This is a genomic window from Radiobacillus deserti, assembly GCF_007301515.1.
GTDB lineage: Bacteria > Bacillota > Bacilli > Bacillales > Amphibacillaceae > Radiobacillus > Radiobacillus deserti.
Map to the genome: position 1 here is coordinate 109,748 of NZ_CP041666.1, position 17,058 is coordinate 126,805.

10 protein-coding genes, 9 tRNA genes and 4 rRNA genes are annotated in these 17,058 nt (G+C 43.7%); all 23 read left to right on the plus strand.

Annotated features, from left to right (window positions below; translation table 11 throughout):
• Positions 1–23 precede the first annotated feature (23 nt).
• Positions 24–139 (plus strand): 5S ribosomal RNA (gene rrf, locus FN924_RS00530).
• A 10-nt stretch (positions 140–149) separates the two neighbouring features.
• Positions 150–225, plus strand: a tRNA-Val gene (locus FN924_RS00535).
• Between the two features lie 3 nt (positions 226–228).
• Positions 229–304 (plus strand) — tRNA-Thr (locus tag FN924_RS00540).
• A gap of 63 nt (positions 305–367) precedes the next feature.
• Positions 368–443 (plus strand) — tRNA-Lys (locus FN924_RS00545).
• Between the two features lie 7 nt (positions 444–450).
• A tRNA-Leu gene (locus tag FN924_RS00550) sits at positions 451–535 on the plus strand.
• A gap of 9 nt (positions 536–544) precedes the next feature.
• Positions 545–619 (plus strand) — tRNA-Gly (locus tag FN924_RS00555).
• 13 nt (positions 620–632) lie between these two features.
• Positions 633–721 (plus strand) — tRNA-Leu (locus tag FN924_RS00560).
• Between the two features lies 1 nt (position 722).
• Positions 723–799, plus strand: a tRNA-Arg gene (locus FN924_RS00565).
• A gap of 4 nt (positions 800–803) precedes the next feature.
• A tRNA-Pro gene (locus FN924_RS00570) sits at positions 804–880 on the plus strand.
• A gap of 16 nt (positions 881–896) precedes the next feature.
• Positions 897–972 (plus strand) — tRNA-Ala (locus FN924_RS00575).
• Between the two features lie 96 nt (positions 973–1,068).
• Positions 1,069–2,616, plus strand: a 16S ribosomal RNA gene (locus FN924_RS00580).
• Positions 2,617–2,960: 344 nt separating this feature from the next.
• Positions 2,961–5,871: ribosomal RNA gene (locus FN924_RS00585) — 23S ribosomal RNA — on the plus strand.
• A 282-nt stretch (positions 5,872–6,153) separates the two neighbouring features.
• A 5S ribosomal RNA gene (rrf, locus tag FN924_RS00590) occupies positions 6,154–6,269 on the plus strand.
• The 16S, 23S and 5S rRNA genes sit together here with 9 tRNA genes alongside, the layout of an rRNA operon.
• A 172-nt stretch (positions 6,270–6,441) precedes the next feature.
• Complete coding sequence (locus FN924_RS00595) at positions 6,442–7,137, plus strand: MgtC/SapB family protein (RefSeq protein WP_143891607.1); 696 nt, start codon at positions 6,442–6,444, stop codon at positions 7,135–7,137.
• A gap of 136 nt (positions 7,138–7,273) precedes the next feature.
• Positions 7,274–7,732: a CtsR family transcriptional regulator gene (locus FN924_RS00600; RefSeq protein WP_143891608.1), complete on the plus strand. Its 459-nt coding sequence runs from the start codon at positions 7,274–7,276 to the stop codon at positions 7,730–7,732.
• An 18-nt stretch (positions 7,733–7,750) separates the two neighbouring features.
• Positions 7,751–8,281, plus strand: coding sequence for a protein-arginine kinase activator protein McsA (locus FN924_RS00605; protein ID WP_143891609.1), 531 nt, complete (start codon positions 7,751–7,753; stop codon positions 8,279–8,281).
• Positions 8,281–9,345, plus strand: coding sequence for a protein-arginine kinase McsB (locus tag FN924_RS00610; protein ID WP_143891610.1), 1,065 nt, complete (start codon positions 8,281–8,283; stop codon positions 9,343–9,345). Before FN924_RS00605 ends, FN924_RS00610 begins: the two co-directional genes overlap by 1 nt.
• A gap of 27 nt (positions 9,346–9,372) precedes the next feature.
• Positions 9,373–11,805, plus strand: coding sequence for an ATP-dependent protease ATP-binding subunit ClpC (gene clpC, locus FN924_RS00615; RefSeq protein WP_143891611.1), 2,433 nt, complete (start codon positions 9,373–9,375; stop codon positions 11,803–11,805).
• Positions 11,806–12,010: 205 nt separating this feature from the next.
• Positions 12,011–13,384: a DNA repair protein RadA gene (gene radA / locus FN924_RS00620; protein WP_143891612.1), complete on the plus strand. Its 1,374-nt coding sequence runs from the start codon at positions 12,011–12,013 to the stop codon at positions 13,382–13,384.
• A 3-nt stretch (positions 13,385–13,387) separates the two neighbouring features.
• Positions 13,388–14,461, plus strand: a complete 1,074-nt coding sequence (gene disA, locus FN924_RS00625) for a DNA integrity scanning diadenylate cyclase DisA (RefSeq protein WP_143891613.1) — start codon at positions 13,388–13,390, stop codon at positions 14,459–14,461.
• 126 nt (positions 14,462–14,587) lie between these two features.
• On the plus strand, positions 14,588–15,691 hold the full coding sequence (locus FN924_RS00630; protein WP_143891614.1) for a PIN/TRAM domain-containing protein: 1,104 nt from the start codon (positions 14,588–14,590) through the stop codon (positions 15,689–15,691).
• 141 nt (positions 15,692–15,832) lie between these two features.
• Positions 15,833–16,510, plus strand: a complete 678-nt coding sequence (ispD, locus tag FN924_RS00635; protein WP_143891615.1) for a 2-C-methyl-D-erythritol 4-phosphate cytidylyltransferase — start codon at positions 15,833–15,835, stop codon at positions 16,508–16,510.
• A 40-nt stretch (positions 16,511–16,550) separates the two neighbouring features.
• The gene (gene ispF, locus FN924_RS00640; RefSeq protein WP_143891616.1) at positions 16,551–17,027 is read left to right on the plus strand and encodes a 2-C-methyl-D-erythritol 2,4-cyclodiphosphate synthase; all 477 of its coding nucleotides are present in this window, start codon (positions 16,551–16,553) and stop codon (positions 17,025–17,027) included.
• Positions 17,028–17,058: the final 31 nt, after the last annotated feature.

The window sequence follows — 17,058 nt, forward strand, 5'->3', positions numbered from 1 at the left end:
TGTCCTTGAAAATTGAAGAATGGTCTGGTGGTTATAGCGAAGAGGTCACACCTGTTCCCATGCCGAACACAGAAGTTAAGCTCTTCAGCGCCCATGGTAGTTGGGGCATTGCCCCTGCGAGAGTAGGACGCCGCCAGGCGATATTAATCGGAGGATTAGCTCAGCTGGGAGAGCACCTGCCTTACAAGCAGGGGGTCGCAGGTTCGAGCCCTGCATCCTCCACCATATGCCGGTCTAGCTCAATTGGTAGAGCAACTGACTTGTAATCAGTAGGTTGGGGGTTCAAGTCCTCTGGCCGGCACCACTTAATATCATCTATATTCGAACTATTAAAAATTTATGAGCTTTTCGCTCATATTGATGATATGAGCCATTAGCTCAGTTGGTAGAGCATCTGACTTTTAATCAGAGGGTCGCAGGTTCGAATCCTGCATGGCTCACCATTTTCTTGCGGGTGTGGCGGAATTGGCAGACGCGCTAGACTTAGGATCTAGTGTCTCTTGACGTGGGGGTTCAAGTCCCTCCACCCGCACCAATTCAAAATGCGGAAGTAGTTCAGTGGTAGAACACCACCTTGCCAAGGTGGGGGTCGCGGGTTCGAATCCCGTCTTCCGCTCCATACAATTTGCCATGCCGGGGTGGTGGAATTGGCAGACACACAGGACTTAAAATCCTGCGGTAGGTGACTACCGTGCCGGTTCAAGTCCGGCCCTCGGCACCATGCGCCCGTAGCTCAATTGGATAGAGCGTTTGACTACGGATCAAAAGGTTAGGGGTTCGACTCCTCTCGGGCGCGCCATTAACGGGAAGTAGCTCAGCTTGGTAGAGCACTTGGTTTGGGACCAAGGGGTCGCAGGTTCAAATCCTGTCTTCCCGACCATGAATTTATTTTAAACGGGGCCTTAGCTCAGCTGGGAGAGCGCCTGCTTTGCACGCAGGAGGTCAGCGGTTCGATCCCGCTAGGCTCCACCATTTTTATGTTTTTTGATCCTTGAAAACTGAACAAAACAACCAGTATGTTAAGTAAGATTTTAGCTAGCTTTATTATTGAGTAAAGAACTCAAAACTCTATTGGAGAGTTTGATCTTGGCTCAGGACGAACGCTGGCGGCGTGCCTAATACATGCAAGTCGAGCGCGGGAAGCTATCTGACCCCTTCGGGGTGACGATAGTGGAACGAGCGGCGGACGGGTGAGTAACACGTGGGTAACCTGCCTATGAGACTGGGATAACTCCGGGAAACCGGGGCTAATACCGGATAACACTTTTTCCTGCATGGGAGAAAGTTGAAAGGCGGCTTTTGCTGTCCCTTATAGATGGACCCGCGGCGCATTAGCTAGTTGGTAGGGTAACGGCCTACCAAGGCAACGATGCGTAGCCGACCTGAGAGGGTGATCGGCCACACTGGGACTGAGACACGGCCCAGACTCCTACGGGAGGCAGCAGTAGGGAATCTTCCGCAATGGACGAAAGTCTGACGGAGCAACGCCGCGTGAACGATGAAGGTTTTCGGATCGTAAAGTTCTGTTGTTAGGGAAGAACACGTACAAGAGTAACTGCTTGTACCTTGACGGTACCTAACGAGAAAGCCCCGGCTAACTACGTGCCAGCAGCCGCGGTAATACGTAGGGGGCAAGCGTTGTCCGGAATTATTGGGCGTAAAGCGCGCGCAGGCGGTTCTTAAGTCTGATGTGAAAGCCCACGGCTTAACCGTGGAGGGTCATTGGAAACTGGGGAACTTGAGTGCAGAAGAGGAGAGTGGAATTCCACGTGTAGCGGTGAAATGCGTAGAGATGTGGAGGAACACCAGTGGCGAAGGCGACTCTCTGGTCTGTAACTGACGCTGAGGCGCGAAAGCGTGGGGAGCGAACAGGATTAGATACCCTGGTAGTCCACGCCGTAAACGATGAGTGCTAGGTGTTAGGGGGTTTCCGCCCTTAGTGCTGAAGTTAACGCATTAAGCACTCGCCTGGGGAGTACGGCCGCAAGGCTGAAACTCAAAAGAATTGACGGGGGCCCGCACAAGCGGTGGAGCATGTGGTTTAATTCGAAGCAACGCGAAGAACCTTACCAGGTCTTGACATCCTCTGACAACCCTAGAGATAGGGCGTTCCCTTCGGGGACAGAGTGACAGTGGTGCATGGTTGTCGTCAGCTCGTGTCTGAGATGTTGGGTTAAGTCCCGCAACGAGCGCAACCCTTGATCTTAGTTGCCAGCATTAGTTGGGCACTCCTAGGTGACTGCCGTTGACAAAACGGGAGGAAGGGGGGGTGACGTCAAATCATCATGCCCCTTTACCTGGGCTCACACCTGCTACAATGAGATGTACAAAGGCAGCGAAGCCGCGAGGTGAAGCAATCCCATAAAACCATTCTCAGTTCGGATTGTAGCTGCAACTCGCCTACATGAAGCCGGAATCGCTAGTAATCGCGGATCAGCATGCCGCGGTGAATACGTTCCCGGCCTTGTACACACCGCCCGTCCACCCGAGAGTTGGCAACACCCGAAGTCGGTGAGGTAACCTTTTAGGAGCCAGCCGCCGAAGGTGGGGCCAATGATTGGGGTGAAGTCGTAACAAGGTAGCCGTATCGGAAGGTGCGGCTGGATCACCTCCTTTCTAAGGAAAGATAACGGAAGCCAGCTCTTCGGAGCTGGTCAGAGACATACTTGGTTGTTTGGTTCAGTTTTGAGGGATTAAAATCCTTCAATGAACTTCTGTTAAAACCGTCACGTCCTGTGACAACACAGAAGTCACCACGTCATGTGGAAGTTGTACCTTGAAAACTAGATAAGTATTAGGAAGTGAAGGCGACTGCTCAGCAGCGTACGGATAGGAAAGCTCGCGTAGAGTCTTCGTAGAAGACTTGTAGAGAGATTGCCTATACGCTAGCTGTTAGGAGCCGGAACTAGACTAAACAAGACATCAATTTTAGTAAAGACCACGTCTTTTCACAGACTATTAGTTAAGTGAAGAAGGGCGCACGGTGGATGCCTTGGCACTAGGAGCCGAAGAAGGACGGGACGAACACCGATATGTCTCGGGGAGCCGTACGTAGGCGTTGATCCGGGAATTTCCGAATGGGGAAACCCACTGCTCGTAATGGAGTAGTACCTATATCTGAATCCATAGGATATAGGAGGCAGACCTGGGGAACTGAAACATCTTAGTACCCAGAGGAAGAGAAAGCAAATGCGATTTCCTGAGTAGCGGCGAGCGAAACGGAAACAGCCCAAACCAGAAAGCTTGCTTTCTGGGGTTGTAGGACACTCTATACGGAGTTACAAAGAAATAGTGTAGACGAATCGATCTGGAACGATCAGCCGAAGAAGGTAAGAGCCCTGTAATCGAAAGACTGTTTCCTCCAGAGTGGATCCTGAGTACGGCGGAACACGTGAAATTCCGTCGGAATCCGGGAGGACCATCTCCCAAGGCTAAATACTCCCTAGTGACCGATAGTGAACCAGTACCGTGAGGGAAAGGTGAAAAGCACCCCGGGAGGGGAGTGAAAGAGAACCTGAAACCGTGTGCCTACAAGTAGTCGGAGCCCATTAACGGGTGACGGCGTACCTTTTGTAGAATGGACCGGCGAGTTACGATCTCTTGCAAGGTTAAGTCGTATAGACGGAGCCGCAGCGAAAGCGAGTCTGAATAGGGCGTTGTAGTAAGGGGTCGTAGACCCGAAACCGTGTGATCTACCCATGTCCAGGGTGAAGGTCAGGTAACACTGACTGGAGGCCCGAACCCACGCACGTTGAAAAGTGCGGGGATGAGGTGTGGGTAGGGGTGAAATGCCAATCGAACACGGAGATAGCTGGTTCTCTCCGAAATAGCTTTAGGGCTAGCCTCAAGAAATGAGTACTGGAGGTAGAGCACTGATTGGACTAGGGGCCCTCATCGGGTTACCGAATTCAGTCAAACTCCGAATGCCAGCTACTTTATCTTGGGAGTCAGACTATGGGTGATAAGGTTCATAGTCGAAAGGGAAACAGCCCAGACCACCAGCTAAGGTCCCCAAGTATACGTTAAGTGGAAAAGGATGTGGAGTTGCTTAGACAACCAGGATGTTGGCTTAGAAGCAGCCACCATTTAAAGAGTGCGTAATAGCTCACTGGTCGAGTGACTCTGCGCCGAAAATGTACCGGGGCTAAACGTATCACCGAAGCTGTGGATTGTTCTTACGAACAATGGTAGGAGAGCGTTCTAAGTGCAGCGAAGTCAGACCGTAAGGACTGGTGGAGCGCTTAGAAGTGAGAATGCCGGTATGAGTAGCGAAAAAGAAGTGAGAATCTTCTTCACCGAATGCCTAAGGTTTCCTGAGGAAGGCTCGTCCGCTCAGGGTTAGTCAGGACCTAAGCCGAGGCCGAAAGGCGTAGGCGATGGACAACAGGTTGATATTCCTGTACCACCTCCTTTCCGTTTGAACGACGGGGGGACGCAGTAGGATAGGAAAGCGCGCCGCTGGATGAGCGCGTCCAAGCAGTGAGTGTCAGATAGGCAAATCCGTCTGGCAATCACAAGCTGTGATGGGGAGGGAATATAGTACCGAAGTTCCTGATTTCACACTGCCAAGAAAAGCCTCTAGTGAGGAAAGAGGTGCCTGTACCGCAAACCGACACAGGTAGGCGAGGAGAGAATCCTAAGGTGATCGGGAGAACTCTCGTTAAGGAACTCGGCAAAATGACCCCGTAACTTCGGGAGAAGGGGTGCTTCTTGCATGAGAAGCCGCAGTGAAAAGGCCCAAGCGACTGTTTAGCAAAAACACAGGTCTCTGCGAAGCCGAAAGGCGAAGTATAGGGCTGACACCTGCCCGGTGCTGGAAGGTTAAGGGGATGCGTTAGCTTCGGCGAAGCGTTGAACCGAAGCCCCAGTAAACGGCGGCCGTAACTATAACGGTCCTAAGGTAGCGAAATTCCTTGTCGGGTAAGTTCCGACCCGCACGAAAGGTGCAACGACTTGGGCACTGTCTCAACGAGAGACCCGGTGAAATTATACTATGCGTGAAGATGCGCATTACCCGCGACAGGACGGAAAGACCCCGTGGAGCTTTACTGTAGCCTGATATTGAATGTTGGTACAGCTTGTACAGGATAGGTGGGAGCCTGAGAAACCGGAGCGCTAGCTTCGGTGGAGGCGCTGGTGGGATACCACCCTGGCTGTACGGACCTTCTAACCCAGGACCGTGATCCGGTTCGGAGACAGTGTCAGGTGGGCAGTTTGACTGGGGCGGTCGCCTCCCAAAGAGTAACGGAGGCGCCCAAAGGTTCCCTCAGAATGGTTGGAAATCATTCGAAGAGTGTAAAGGCAGAAGGGAGCTTGACTGCGAGACCTACAAGTCGAGCAGGGACGAAAGTCGGGCTTAGTGATCCGGTGGTTCCGCATGGAAGGGCCATCGCTCAACGGATAAAAGCTACCCCGGGGATAACAGGCTTATCTCCCCCAAGAGTCCACATCGACGGGGAGGTTTGGCACCTCGATGTCGGCTCATCGCATCCTGGGGCTGTAGTCGGTCCCAAGGGTTGGGCTGTTCGCCCATTAAAGCGGTACGCGAGCTGGGTTCAGAACGTCGTGAGACAGTTCGGTCCCTATCCGTCGTGGGCGTTGGAAGTTTGAGAGGAGCTGTCCTTAGTACGAGAGGACCGGGATGGACACACCGCTGGTGCACCAGTTGTTCCGCCAGGAGCATAGCTGGGTAGCTACGTGTGGAAGGGATAAGTGCTGAAAGCATCTAAGCATGAAGCCCCCCTCAAGATGAGACTTCCCATCATTTCAAATGAGTAAGATCCCTCAGAGACGATGAGGTTGATAGGTTCGAGGTGGAAGCATGGTGACATGTGTAGCTGGCGAATACTAATCGATCGAGGACTTAACTAAAGATCAAAAGCGGAAGTGTCCCGCTTAGCAACGTACGGACTGAGGCCAACGGGATGTTGGTCACGTCAATGTCGTCACAGGATGTGACGGTTCTAGTTGACGTTCCTCTACGTAAGATAAAGGAAACACGGTGAGCGAAAGCGAATCGATGTTGACTTATCGTACGAAGGTGAGGGAAGTCTCGCTAGTTGCTGGACACTGGAGCTGGCCGTGGCTATAGCTCGTTTGATTGTCTAACTCTTATCTAGTTTTTAGGGTATAAACTCAACTCTACATTTAAGGTCTAGTGATGATAGCGAAGAGGTCACACCTGTTCCCATGCCGAACACAGAAGTTAAGCTCTTCAGCGCCCATGGTAGTTGGGGCATTGCCCCTGCGAGAGTAGGACGTCGCTAGGCAAGATAAAAAGCCTTTTATGCATTCATATTGCATAAAAGGCTTTTTTTGGTTTTTTGAATCTTGATGAAAAAGGATTTAGAAATATGCAAAAAGGGTATTATGTATAAGTGTTTATTTACATACATATGGAACAATACGTTATCAACGTGGTATGCACCGAGGAGGATCATCATGGATTATTTATTTCATTCGAATTTTCTGCCTATGATGGTAAAAATATTAATTGCACTAACATTATCTGGCGCTATAGGTTTCGAAAGAGAGTTGAAAAATCAGTCAGCGGGGTTTCGAACACATATTTTAGTTGGTGTAGGTTCTTGCCTAATGATGTTGTTATCCTTATACGGGTTTGAGAACTTTATGGATAGTAGTGATAAGGTGAGATTTGATCCCGCGAGAATTCCATCCTATGTGATTAGCGGGATTGGGTTTTTAGGTGCTGGGACGATAATTGTAAGTGGAATGACGATAAGGGGTTTAACGACAGCAGCTTCCATATGGACTGTTGCAGGTATCGGCCTAGTGGTTGGAGCTGGGATGTATGACATTGCCATTTTCACAACCATTATCATTTTATTAAGTCTCGTATTTTTGAATAAATTTGAAAGGTTTTTTCTTAAAAGAAAGGAAGTCCAAACACTTCAACTTATTGCAGAACCAGATTGGAACTTTGTTGAATTAGAAGTAGTTCTTAATGATACACAAGTAATCACTAGAAAATTAGAGTGGAGCAGAGATAAACAAAACCGATTAATTGTAGACATGGAGATAATGATAAAGAAATCGTTTAGCAAGCACAAATTTTACGACCGTTTAGCTGATATGAAAGGAATTAAAGAAGTAAGAGAATCTTCTTATGATCAATAAAAGTAAAATTATCTGTTTCATTTTCTATAAAAAAGGCAAGGATAGAGAGAGATAATTAAGGTTGCAACCTTCTGAATTCGTAGTATAATTAAAATAAAGTCAAAGATAGTCAAAGTCAAACGAAAGGGGAGGCAGCATGAGTAACATTTCAGATATCATTGAACAATATTTGAAACAAATTTTAAAGACAAATGATAAAAATGCTGTAGAAATAAAAAGAAGTGAAATTGCTGACCGATTTCAATGCGTCCCTTCTCAAATTAATTATGTAATTAACACACGTTTTACTATGGAAAGAGGATACTTGGTGGAAAGCAAACGTGGTGGCGGCGGCTATATCCGAATTATACGAATTCAACATGAGGACAAGGCAAAATTAATTGATGAAATTATTGAAATGATTAATCCTCAAGTAACTCAGCAAGCTTCCATAGATATTTTAGAAAGGATGTATGAGGAAGAGCTCATCACCAAAAGGGAAGCAAAGATTATGATTAGCGCGGTGAGTCGAGACACACTATCCTTTCCATTACCGGTTCGTGATGAGTTGCGAGCCAAGATTTTAACGGCTATGCTTTCAACCTTAAAATATTAGAGAAGGGAGAGGACAGCTTTGGAATGTCAAGAGTGTCAGGAGCGTCAAGCAACTTTGAAGTTCACGAAGATTGTGAACGGTAATAAAACAGAAATTAAAGTCTGTGAGCAATGCGCGAAAGAAAAAGGTTATATCTCTTTTGAAGAAGAAGCTTACACTCTTCATGATCTACTATCGGGTCTCTTTAACTTTGACTTAAGTGAACAGAAGAAGGCAGTGAACACAGAGCAAGGTCTGTCATGTCCTAAATGTGGGATGTCTTATCAAGAGTTTACCAGAGTAGGAAAGTTTGGATGTGCTAGTTGTTATGAAACATTCTCTGGCCGATTAAACCCTATTTTAAGAAGGGTGCATAGCGGTAACACAAGGCATAAAGGTAAAGTCCCTAACCGAAAGGGAATGGATATCAGACATCGGCAGCAAATCGAAGCATATAAAGAAAAGTTAAAAGAGCTTATTGAAGCAGAAGAGTTTGAACAAGCGGCAGAAGTGCGAGACCAGATTAAAGCGTTAGAAATAAGTAAAAGTACTGGGGAGGATGAATCTTAATGTCTTTCCAACAGTTTGTTAATGAAGCAATAAGTCCTTGGATGCGGGAGGATGGTCCGGATAGTGATATTGTAATGAGTAGTCGGATTCGTCTGGCGCGAAATTTTGATAACATCATATTTCCTATAATCGCTACTGAAGAGGATCTAACAAAGGTACTTTCATTTTTTGAAGAGCAATATAATCAACAATCCTTTCAAACGTATAAAGATTTAGAATTAATTAAAATGAAAGACATGCAGCCTATAGAAAAGCGGGTGTTAGTCGAAAAGCATCTAATAAGTCCATACTTGGCTGGTGCCTCGGATCAAGCAGGTGCTTTAATATCTCTAAATGAGCAAGTTTCAATTATGGTGAATGAAGAGGACCATATTCGTATACAACTGTATTTTCCGGGGTTTCAATTAGAAAAAGCATTAGAAAAAGCTTTTGAATTAGATGATTGGTTAGAAGAGAAGGTAGACTATGCCTTTGATGAAAGCCGAGGTTATCTAACAAGTTGTCCGACGAATGTTGGAACAGGGATGAGAGCTTCGGTTATGATGCATCTTCCTGCCCTAGCTATTACACAAAGAATAAACCGGATGATGCCAGCCATTAACCAGTTGGGATTGGTTGTAAGAGGTATATACGGTGAAGGCAGCGAAGCGTTAGGAAATATTTTTCAAATATCAAACCAGATCACGTTAGGTAAATCAGAGTTAGACATTGTGCAGGATTTACAAAGTGTTGTAGAAAAGCTGATTGTTCAAGAAAGAGAAGCTCGTTCCAGATTAGTGGAGGAAAATGGAATTCAATTAGAAAATCGAGTTTTTCGGTCTTATGGTGTACTGGAGCACAGCAGAATCATAGAATCTAAAGAAGCAGCTAGTTGTTTATCAGATGTTCGCTTAGGGATTGATGTCGGTTATATAAAGAATATATCGAATACTATTCTTAATGAGCTAATGATTTTAACTCAACCAGGTTTTTTGCAACAATATGCAGGGAAAACACTATCCGCACAAGAAAGAGATATACTACGTGCTTCACTTATTCGTCAGCGATTTAATATGGAAAATTGAATGTGAAAATGTAAGGAGGAATTCTAAATGATGTTTGGCCGTTTTACAGAGAGAGCACAAAAAGTATTGGCTTTATCCCAAGAAGAAGCTGTGCGGTTAGGTCATAATAATATCGGTACCGAGCATATTTTACTTGGATTAATTAGCGAAGGGGAAGGTATCGCAGCCAAAGCCCTTCATTCTCTTGGATTAGAAACGGAAAAAATCCAAGAAGAAGTAGAACAACTCATTGGTCGGGGACAAAAAGTGTCCCAAACCATTCACTATACACCGAGAGCGAAAAAAGTAATAGAGCTTTCAATGGATGAAGCAAGAAAGCTTGGCCATTCCTATGTTGGAACAGAGCACATCTTACTCGGTCTTATTCGAGAAGGAGAGGGTGTCGCTGCTAGAGTATTAAATAACCTAGGTGTAAGCCTGAATAAGGCGCGTCAACAAGTACTTCAGCTTCTAGGTAGTAATGAATCTGCTAGCGGTCAGCATGGCCGTGGGGGGCAATCTGCTGCAGCGAATACGCCAACCTTGGACTCTTTGGCTCGTGATTTGACTGCGATTGCTAAAGAAGGAAATATCGATCCAGTAATTGGTCGTGAAAAAGAAATTGAACGTGTGATTCAAGTACTTAGTCGTAGAACAAAAAATAACCCAGTATTAATCGGGGAACCTGGTGTTGGGAAAACCGCAGTTGCGGAAGGCTTAGCACAGCAAATCGTGAACAATGAAATTCCTGAAATTCTTCGCGATAAGCGAGTGATGACATTAGATATGGGTACAGTGGTTGCCGGCACGAAATATCGTGGGGAATTCGAGGATCGCTTAAAGAAAGTGATGGAAGAAATTCGCCAAGCCGGAAATATCATTTTGTTCATTGACGAGCTTCATACATTAATTGGAGCTGGAGGTGCAGAGGGTGCCATAGATGCATCTAACATCTTAAAACCATCTCTAGCACGCGGAGAGCTTCAATGTATTGGAGCTACTACATTAGATGAGTACCGTAAATATATCGAAAAAGATGCTGCTCTTGAAAGAAGGTTCCAACCTATTCAAGTTAATGAACCAACTTTAGAGCAATCGATTCAAATTTTAAAAGGTTTACGTGATCGCTATGAGGCACACCACCGTGTAACTATTACAGATGAAGCAATTGAAGCTGCTGCTAGTCTTTCTGATCGCTATATTACGGATCGTTTCTTACCTGATAAGGCGATTGACTTAATCGATGAAGCATCGTCTAAAGTCCGTTTACGTTCTTACACTGCTCCACCAAACCTTAAGGAATTAGAGCAAAGCTTGGAAGAAATTAAAAAAGAGAAAGATGCGGCTGTTCAAAGCCAAGAATTTGAAAAAGCAGCATCCTTACGAGATAGTGAGCAACGTCTTCGTGATGAGCTAGACAAAACAAAAGACGAATGGAAAGAAAAGCAAGGACAAGAAAGCTCAGAGGTAACAGTCGAGGATATTGCGAGTGTCGTATCCACTTGGACAGGTGTTCCAGTTTCTAAGCTTACGAAAGACGAAAGCGAACGCTTATTGAACATGGAGCAAGTCTTACATGATCGTGTCATTGGTCAAGAAGAAGCGGTTAAATCCATTTCAAAAGCGATTCGTCGAGCACGAGCAGGATTGAAAGATCCAAAACGTCCAATTGGTTCCTTTATCTTCTTAGGACCAACAGGAGTAGGGAAAACCGAGCTAGCAAGAGCGCTAGCGGAATCGATGTTTGGTGATGAGGAATCGATGATTCGCATTGATATGTCGGAATATATGGAAAGACATTCGACTTCTCGTTTAGTTGGTTCTCCCCCAGGTTATGTTGGGTATGAAGAAGGTGGCCAATTAACGGAAAAGGTTAGAAGAAAGCCTTATTCGGTTGTGCTGTTAGATGAGGTGGAAAAAGCACATCCTGAAGTATTCAATATATTACTTCAAGTGTTAGAAGATGGTCGTTTAACGGATTCTAAAGGAAGAGTCGTGGATTTCCGTAATACAATTCTAATCATGACTTCTAACGTCGGTGCAGATGAACTAAAACGTAACAAATACGTTGGCTTTAATCTTGGTGACGAAGAAGCGGACTACAAGGACATGAAATCCAAAGTGATGAATGAATTGAAGAAAGCGTTCCGCCCAGAATTTTTAAACCGTATAGACGAAATTATCGTGTTCCATTCGCTCGAGAAGAAGCATATGAAAGATATTGTAACTCTAATGGTTGAACAGCTTCAAAAACGACTAGCGGAGCAAGATATTGATTTCAAATTGACGGATAAAGCAATTGAAAAAATAGCTGATGAAGGCTTTGATCCTGAATATGGGGCACGACCTCTGCGTCGTTCGTTACAGAAAAACGTAGAAGATCTCCTTTCAGAAGAGCTGTTAAAAGAAACAATTAAGCAAGGACAAAAAATTAAAATTGATGTAAATAAGAAGGGTGAATTTACAGTTTCCGGGAAGTAAAAATAAATAAAAAACTGTACACCCATCTTTAAAATCGGAGGGTATTTACCTTCCGATTTTTTCTACCCTCTATTAAGATATAGGGAAAAAGATATAGGTAGTTACACTTATGACAAAAATAGGAACTTTTAATAAAATTGATAGAACAATGTAACTTTCATGTTATTTTGTTCGTATACAATGGTAATAGACAGGGGCGATCCATTTGGCAAAGAAAAAAACTAGGTTTGTTTGTCAGGAATGTGGCTATGAATCCCCAAAATGGATGGGGAAATGCCCTGGATGTCAAAGCTGGAATAGCTTAGTAGAAGAAGTAGTAGCATCTTCAAGTGGTTCAAGGCATACATTAGTATCTCCACCATCCGATAATAAGAAACCAGAACGTATCACTTCAATTGCTTCTGAGGATACACCAAGGATTCGCACAAAGATGCCCGAGTTTAACCGAGTATTAGGTGGCGGTGTCGTGCCAGGCTCCCTGGTCCTAATCGGTGGAGATCCGGGTATTGGGAAGTCGACTTTACTCTTACAGGTGTCCTCCCAGCTTGCAGATAGTTCTTTAAAGGTTCTTTATATATCGGGTGAAGAATCTGCTAGACAAACCAAATTAAGAGCGGATCGATTAGGGGTTATGTCAGATAACCTATATGTGTTAGCTGAAACAAACCTCGTCGATATCGTAAATCAAATTGATCAACTAGATCCAGATTTTGTCGTTATCGATTCCATCCAAACCATTTATCGGGAGGAAGTAACGAGCGCGCCAGGTAGTGTTTCACAAGTGCGTGAATGTACGAGTGAATTAATGCGGATTTCAAAGAGTAGAAGCATTCCTATTTTTATCGTAGGGCACGTGACAAAAGAAGGCTCTATTGCCGGACCAAGATTATTGGAGCACATGGTAGATGCTGTCCTTTACTTCGAAGGAGAGCGACACCACACCTTTCGTATCTTGAGAGGAGTCAAAAATCGGTTTGGTAGCACGAATGAAATGGGGATATTTGAGATGAAGGAAGAAGGTTTACAAGAAGTACTGAACCCTTCCCAAATCTTCTTAGAGGAGCGCTCTCAAGGTGCAGCAGGGTCAACGGTGGTCGCTTCTATGGAAGGTAGTCGTCCGGTGCTTGTCGAGATTCAATCCTTAATATCACCAACGAGCTTCGGGAATCCTAGAAGAATGGCAACCGGTATAGATCATAACCGTGTTCCTTTGTTAATGGCAGTGCTAGAAAAAAGGGTTGGCTTACTTTTGCAAAATCAAGATGCCTATGTAAAAGTGGCTGGTGGTGTGAAGTTAGACGAGCCCGCAATCGACTTAGCGATTGCTGTAAGTATTGCTTCTAGCTTTAAGGATCAAATTTCAAAGCCGAATGACGTGCTCATCGGAGAAGTCGGTCTAACTGGGGAAGTAAGAAGGGTGGCTAGGATTGATCAACGAGTTCAAGAAGCGGCAAAGTTAGGATTCAAGCGCGCTATTATCCCAAAAAAGAATTTAGAAGGCTGGACACCTCCTACATCTATTGAAGTAATCGGTGTAAACACTGTTCAAGAAGCGCTAAAAGCAACGTTAGGGGGCTGATACATGCAGTGGAAGGATGAAAATCCGATTGTAATGGGAGAGATGTTGAGATTCGTTGCTCCCGGAACACCATTACGAGATGGCATTGACAACGTATTGCGTGCAAAGACTGGTGGACTAATTGTTGTAGGCTTTAGCGACAAGATGAAACAGATTGTCGATGGTGGTTTTTCTATCCGTACATCCTTTTCTCCATCTAATCTTTATGAATTAGCTAAAATGGATGGAGCCATTATTTTAAATAATGAAGGCCAAACGATTATGTTTGCAAACGTTCAATTAATGCCTGACCCAACCGTTGTGTCAAGCGAAACAGGGATGCGACATCGCACAGCGGAAAGGGTAGCAAAGCAAACTGGTAATCTAGTAATCGCTATCTCGGAAAGAAGAAATGTCATCACCCTTTATAAAGGGAACTTTCGGTATGTATTACGAGATATGGGGGTCATTTTAACTAAAGCCAATCAAGCGATGCAAACGTTAGAAAAGTATAAGCTTGTTCTGGATCAAGGGATTACCAATTTAGGCGCATTAGAGTTTGAAGATTTGGCTACCTTACGTGAGGTTGTTCAGGTCATGAGAAGGATTGAAATGGTACTACGAATTCAGTCGGAAATATTGAATTACGTCAATGAGCTAGGAACAGAGGGCCGCCTCATTCAATTGCAATTAACAGAATTAATGTCCAACATCGAACAGGAAGCAATGCTTCTGTTGAAGGACTACAAAAAAACAGAAGCACTGAATCCCCAAATGATGTTGGATAAGATGAAGGAAGTTTCAAGTCCGGAATTAATGGAGGAACTTGAGATTGTGAAAGTGTTAGGATATTCCGCTAAAACAAAACTAGATGAAGTTATTTATCCAAAGGGATATAGAATATTGTATAAAATTCCAAGATTGCCGATGATGATTATCGAACAAATTGTCCAGGAGTTCGGACAGTTAAACGAGATTGTCAAAATAACTCCAAAAGAAATTGTGAAAGTAAATGGAGTTGGAGAAGTACGAGCTCAGCAAATTAAAGAGGGCTTAAACCGAATTCAAGAGCAATTATTTTTTGATCGTCATATTTAAAAGATAACAAAAAAAACATAAATTTGACTGTATGCCTTACTACATTATATTTTGATAGCATTTATTTTTTTATAATAGATTAATTTTTTTAAATAAGGCAATACTGTCAAATAGGAGGTGACTGTGGTGCTAAAACGAATCGTGCAATTATTTATTATCATTGCAGGCGGTACCATTGGGTATTTATATATACCTGATTTATTAAAACTATTAAATCTTGCAAATGGAAGCTGGATACAATCTCCATACGTAGGGATCTTTCTAGGAGCAATTACGCTATTTCTTCTTACATTTTGGACTGTGGACCACATCGTGAATTTCTTGCGTTGGGTAGAGGAAACATTGATTAAAGCACCAGTAACAGATCTTTTATTTGGAAGCTTTGGAATCATTATAGGGTTAGTCATAGCCTATCTTATTAATATTCCAATCAAAGACATTAAAATTCAACTTGTTTCGCAAGTACTTCCTCTATTTTTAACGTTTATCCTGGGCTATTTAGGCTTCCAGGTAGGATTTAAGCGTAGAGATGAGTTTCTTTCCTTGCTTACTATTGCAAAGAAAGAGAAAGACAAGGAAAGGAAAAAAGCAACAGAAACGAGTGAAGCTTCCTCTAGCGAGTCTAAGGTGAAGATTCTGGATACGAGTGTCATTATTGACGGGAGAATCGCAGACATTTGCCAAACTAGTTTCTTAGAGGGAACGGTTGTTATTCCGCAGTTTGTCCTAGAAGAATTACAGCATATTGCAGATTCCTCCGATGTATTAAAACGAAATAGAGGTCGAAGAGGACTTGATGTTTTAAATCGTATGCAAAAGGACCTGCCCATTAATTTAGAGATTTATGAACAAGATTTTGAAGACATTCAAGAAGTGGATAGTAAGCTTGTAAAGCTAGCTAAAGTGGTAAACGGAATCGTCGTAACGAACGACTTTAACTTGAACAAAGTGTGTGAGTTTCAAAATGTTCAAGTTCTCAACATTAACGACTTAGCAAATGCGGTGAAACCAGTCGTTCTTCCGGGTGAGGAGTTGACCGTACAAGTTATTAAGGACGGTAAAGAACAAAATCAAGGTGTTGCGTATTTAGATGATGGGACGATGATTGTGGTCGAAGAAGGGAAGGATTACATCGGAAAAACAATTGAAGTTTTGATTACAAGTGTCCTTCAAACGTCAGCTGGTCGTATGATCTTTGCGAAACCTAAATTACTTGAAAAAGCACTATAAAAACGGTATAACTTTATAGAGATAAACAAAAGTGATAACACGATGTTATCGCTTTTGTTATGTAATCAAAATATGGATTTATAATAATGGTAAACTTAACAAGTCCGCTAGATAGACGTTAAGTTTTAAAGGCGGTTTAGCATGTTTGAATATCAGGCAATAGTATTAGCTGCTGGTGAAGGGAAAAGGATGAATGCTGGGGAGAATAAGCAGTTTGTTGTGATAGGTAAAAAGCCTTTAATCATTCATACACTAGATGTATTTAGCAAGGATCCATGGTGTTCTTCGATTATCTTAGTTGTGAGTAGGAAAGACAGGGATCGGATAGAAGACTTGCTAGACAGGTATAAACCGAGTAAGGAGATTAAAATTGCTATAGGTGGAGCGGAAAGACAAGAAAGTGTTTATTTAGGGTTGCAAGCAATGGAGAACAAGGATACGATTGTGTTTATTCATGATGGAGCCCGACCATTTGTTTCAACGGAAAGCTTACACCTTCTGGCAGAAGCAGCTTATGCACACAAAGCCGCACTATTAGCTGTCCCTGTGACCGACACCATTAAGCAGCGTAATGGACAAACGTTACACACATTAGATCGAAAGACGTTATGGGCTGCACAGACGCCTCAAGCTTTTCAATATGATATTATTTTTAATGCCCATCAAAGAGCAGCGGAAGATAATTTTTTAGGTACAGATGATACGTCTTTAGTAGAACGCTTGAATATTCCGGTTGAAATTGTGATGGGAAGTTACGATAATATGAAGCTTACAACTCCTGAAGATTTGAAGCGTGCTCAAGCTTTTCTAAAAAGGTAGTACAGATCTATCAAGGTATCAAGGGAGGTAAGATTAAAAGATGTATCGAATTGGACAAGGGTTTGATGTGCACCAACTGGTAGAAGGAAGACCATGTATTATCGGTGGGGTAGAAATTCCTTTTGAAAAAGGGTTATTAGGCCATTCTGATGCAGATGTTTTGCTTCATACTATTGCAGATGCCTTACTGGGAGCAATTGGAGAAGGGGATATCGGAAAGCATTTTCCAGATACCGATGAAGCTTTTAAAGACTTTGATTCTAAGGTCTTGTTAAAAGAAGTGTGGGATATGGCAAGAGAAGCAGGCTACCAGTTAGGGAATGTGGATTGTACAGTCATTGCACAAGCACCTAAAATGGCACCTTATATAGAGCAGATTAGGCAGAGCATTGCTTCCATACTAAATTGTGAACTATCACAGATAAATGTAAAGGCAACAACAACCGAACAATTAGGCTTTACAGGTCGTCAAGAGGGTATTGCTGCCCAAGCAGTGGCAATACTGATACAAGAGTAATGGATACATAACAAAGTAGAAAGGGGCAGTA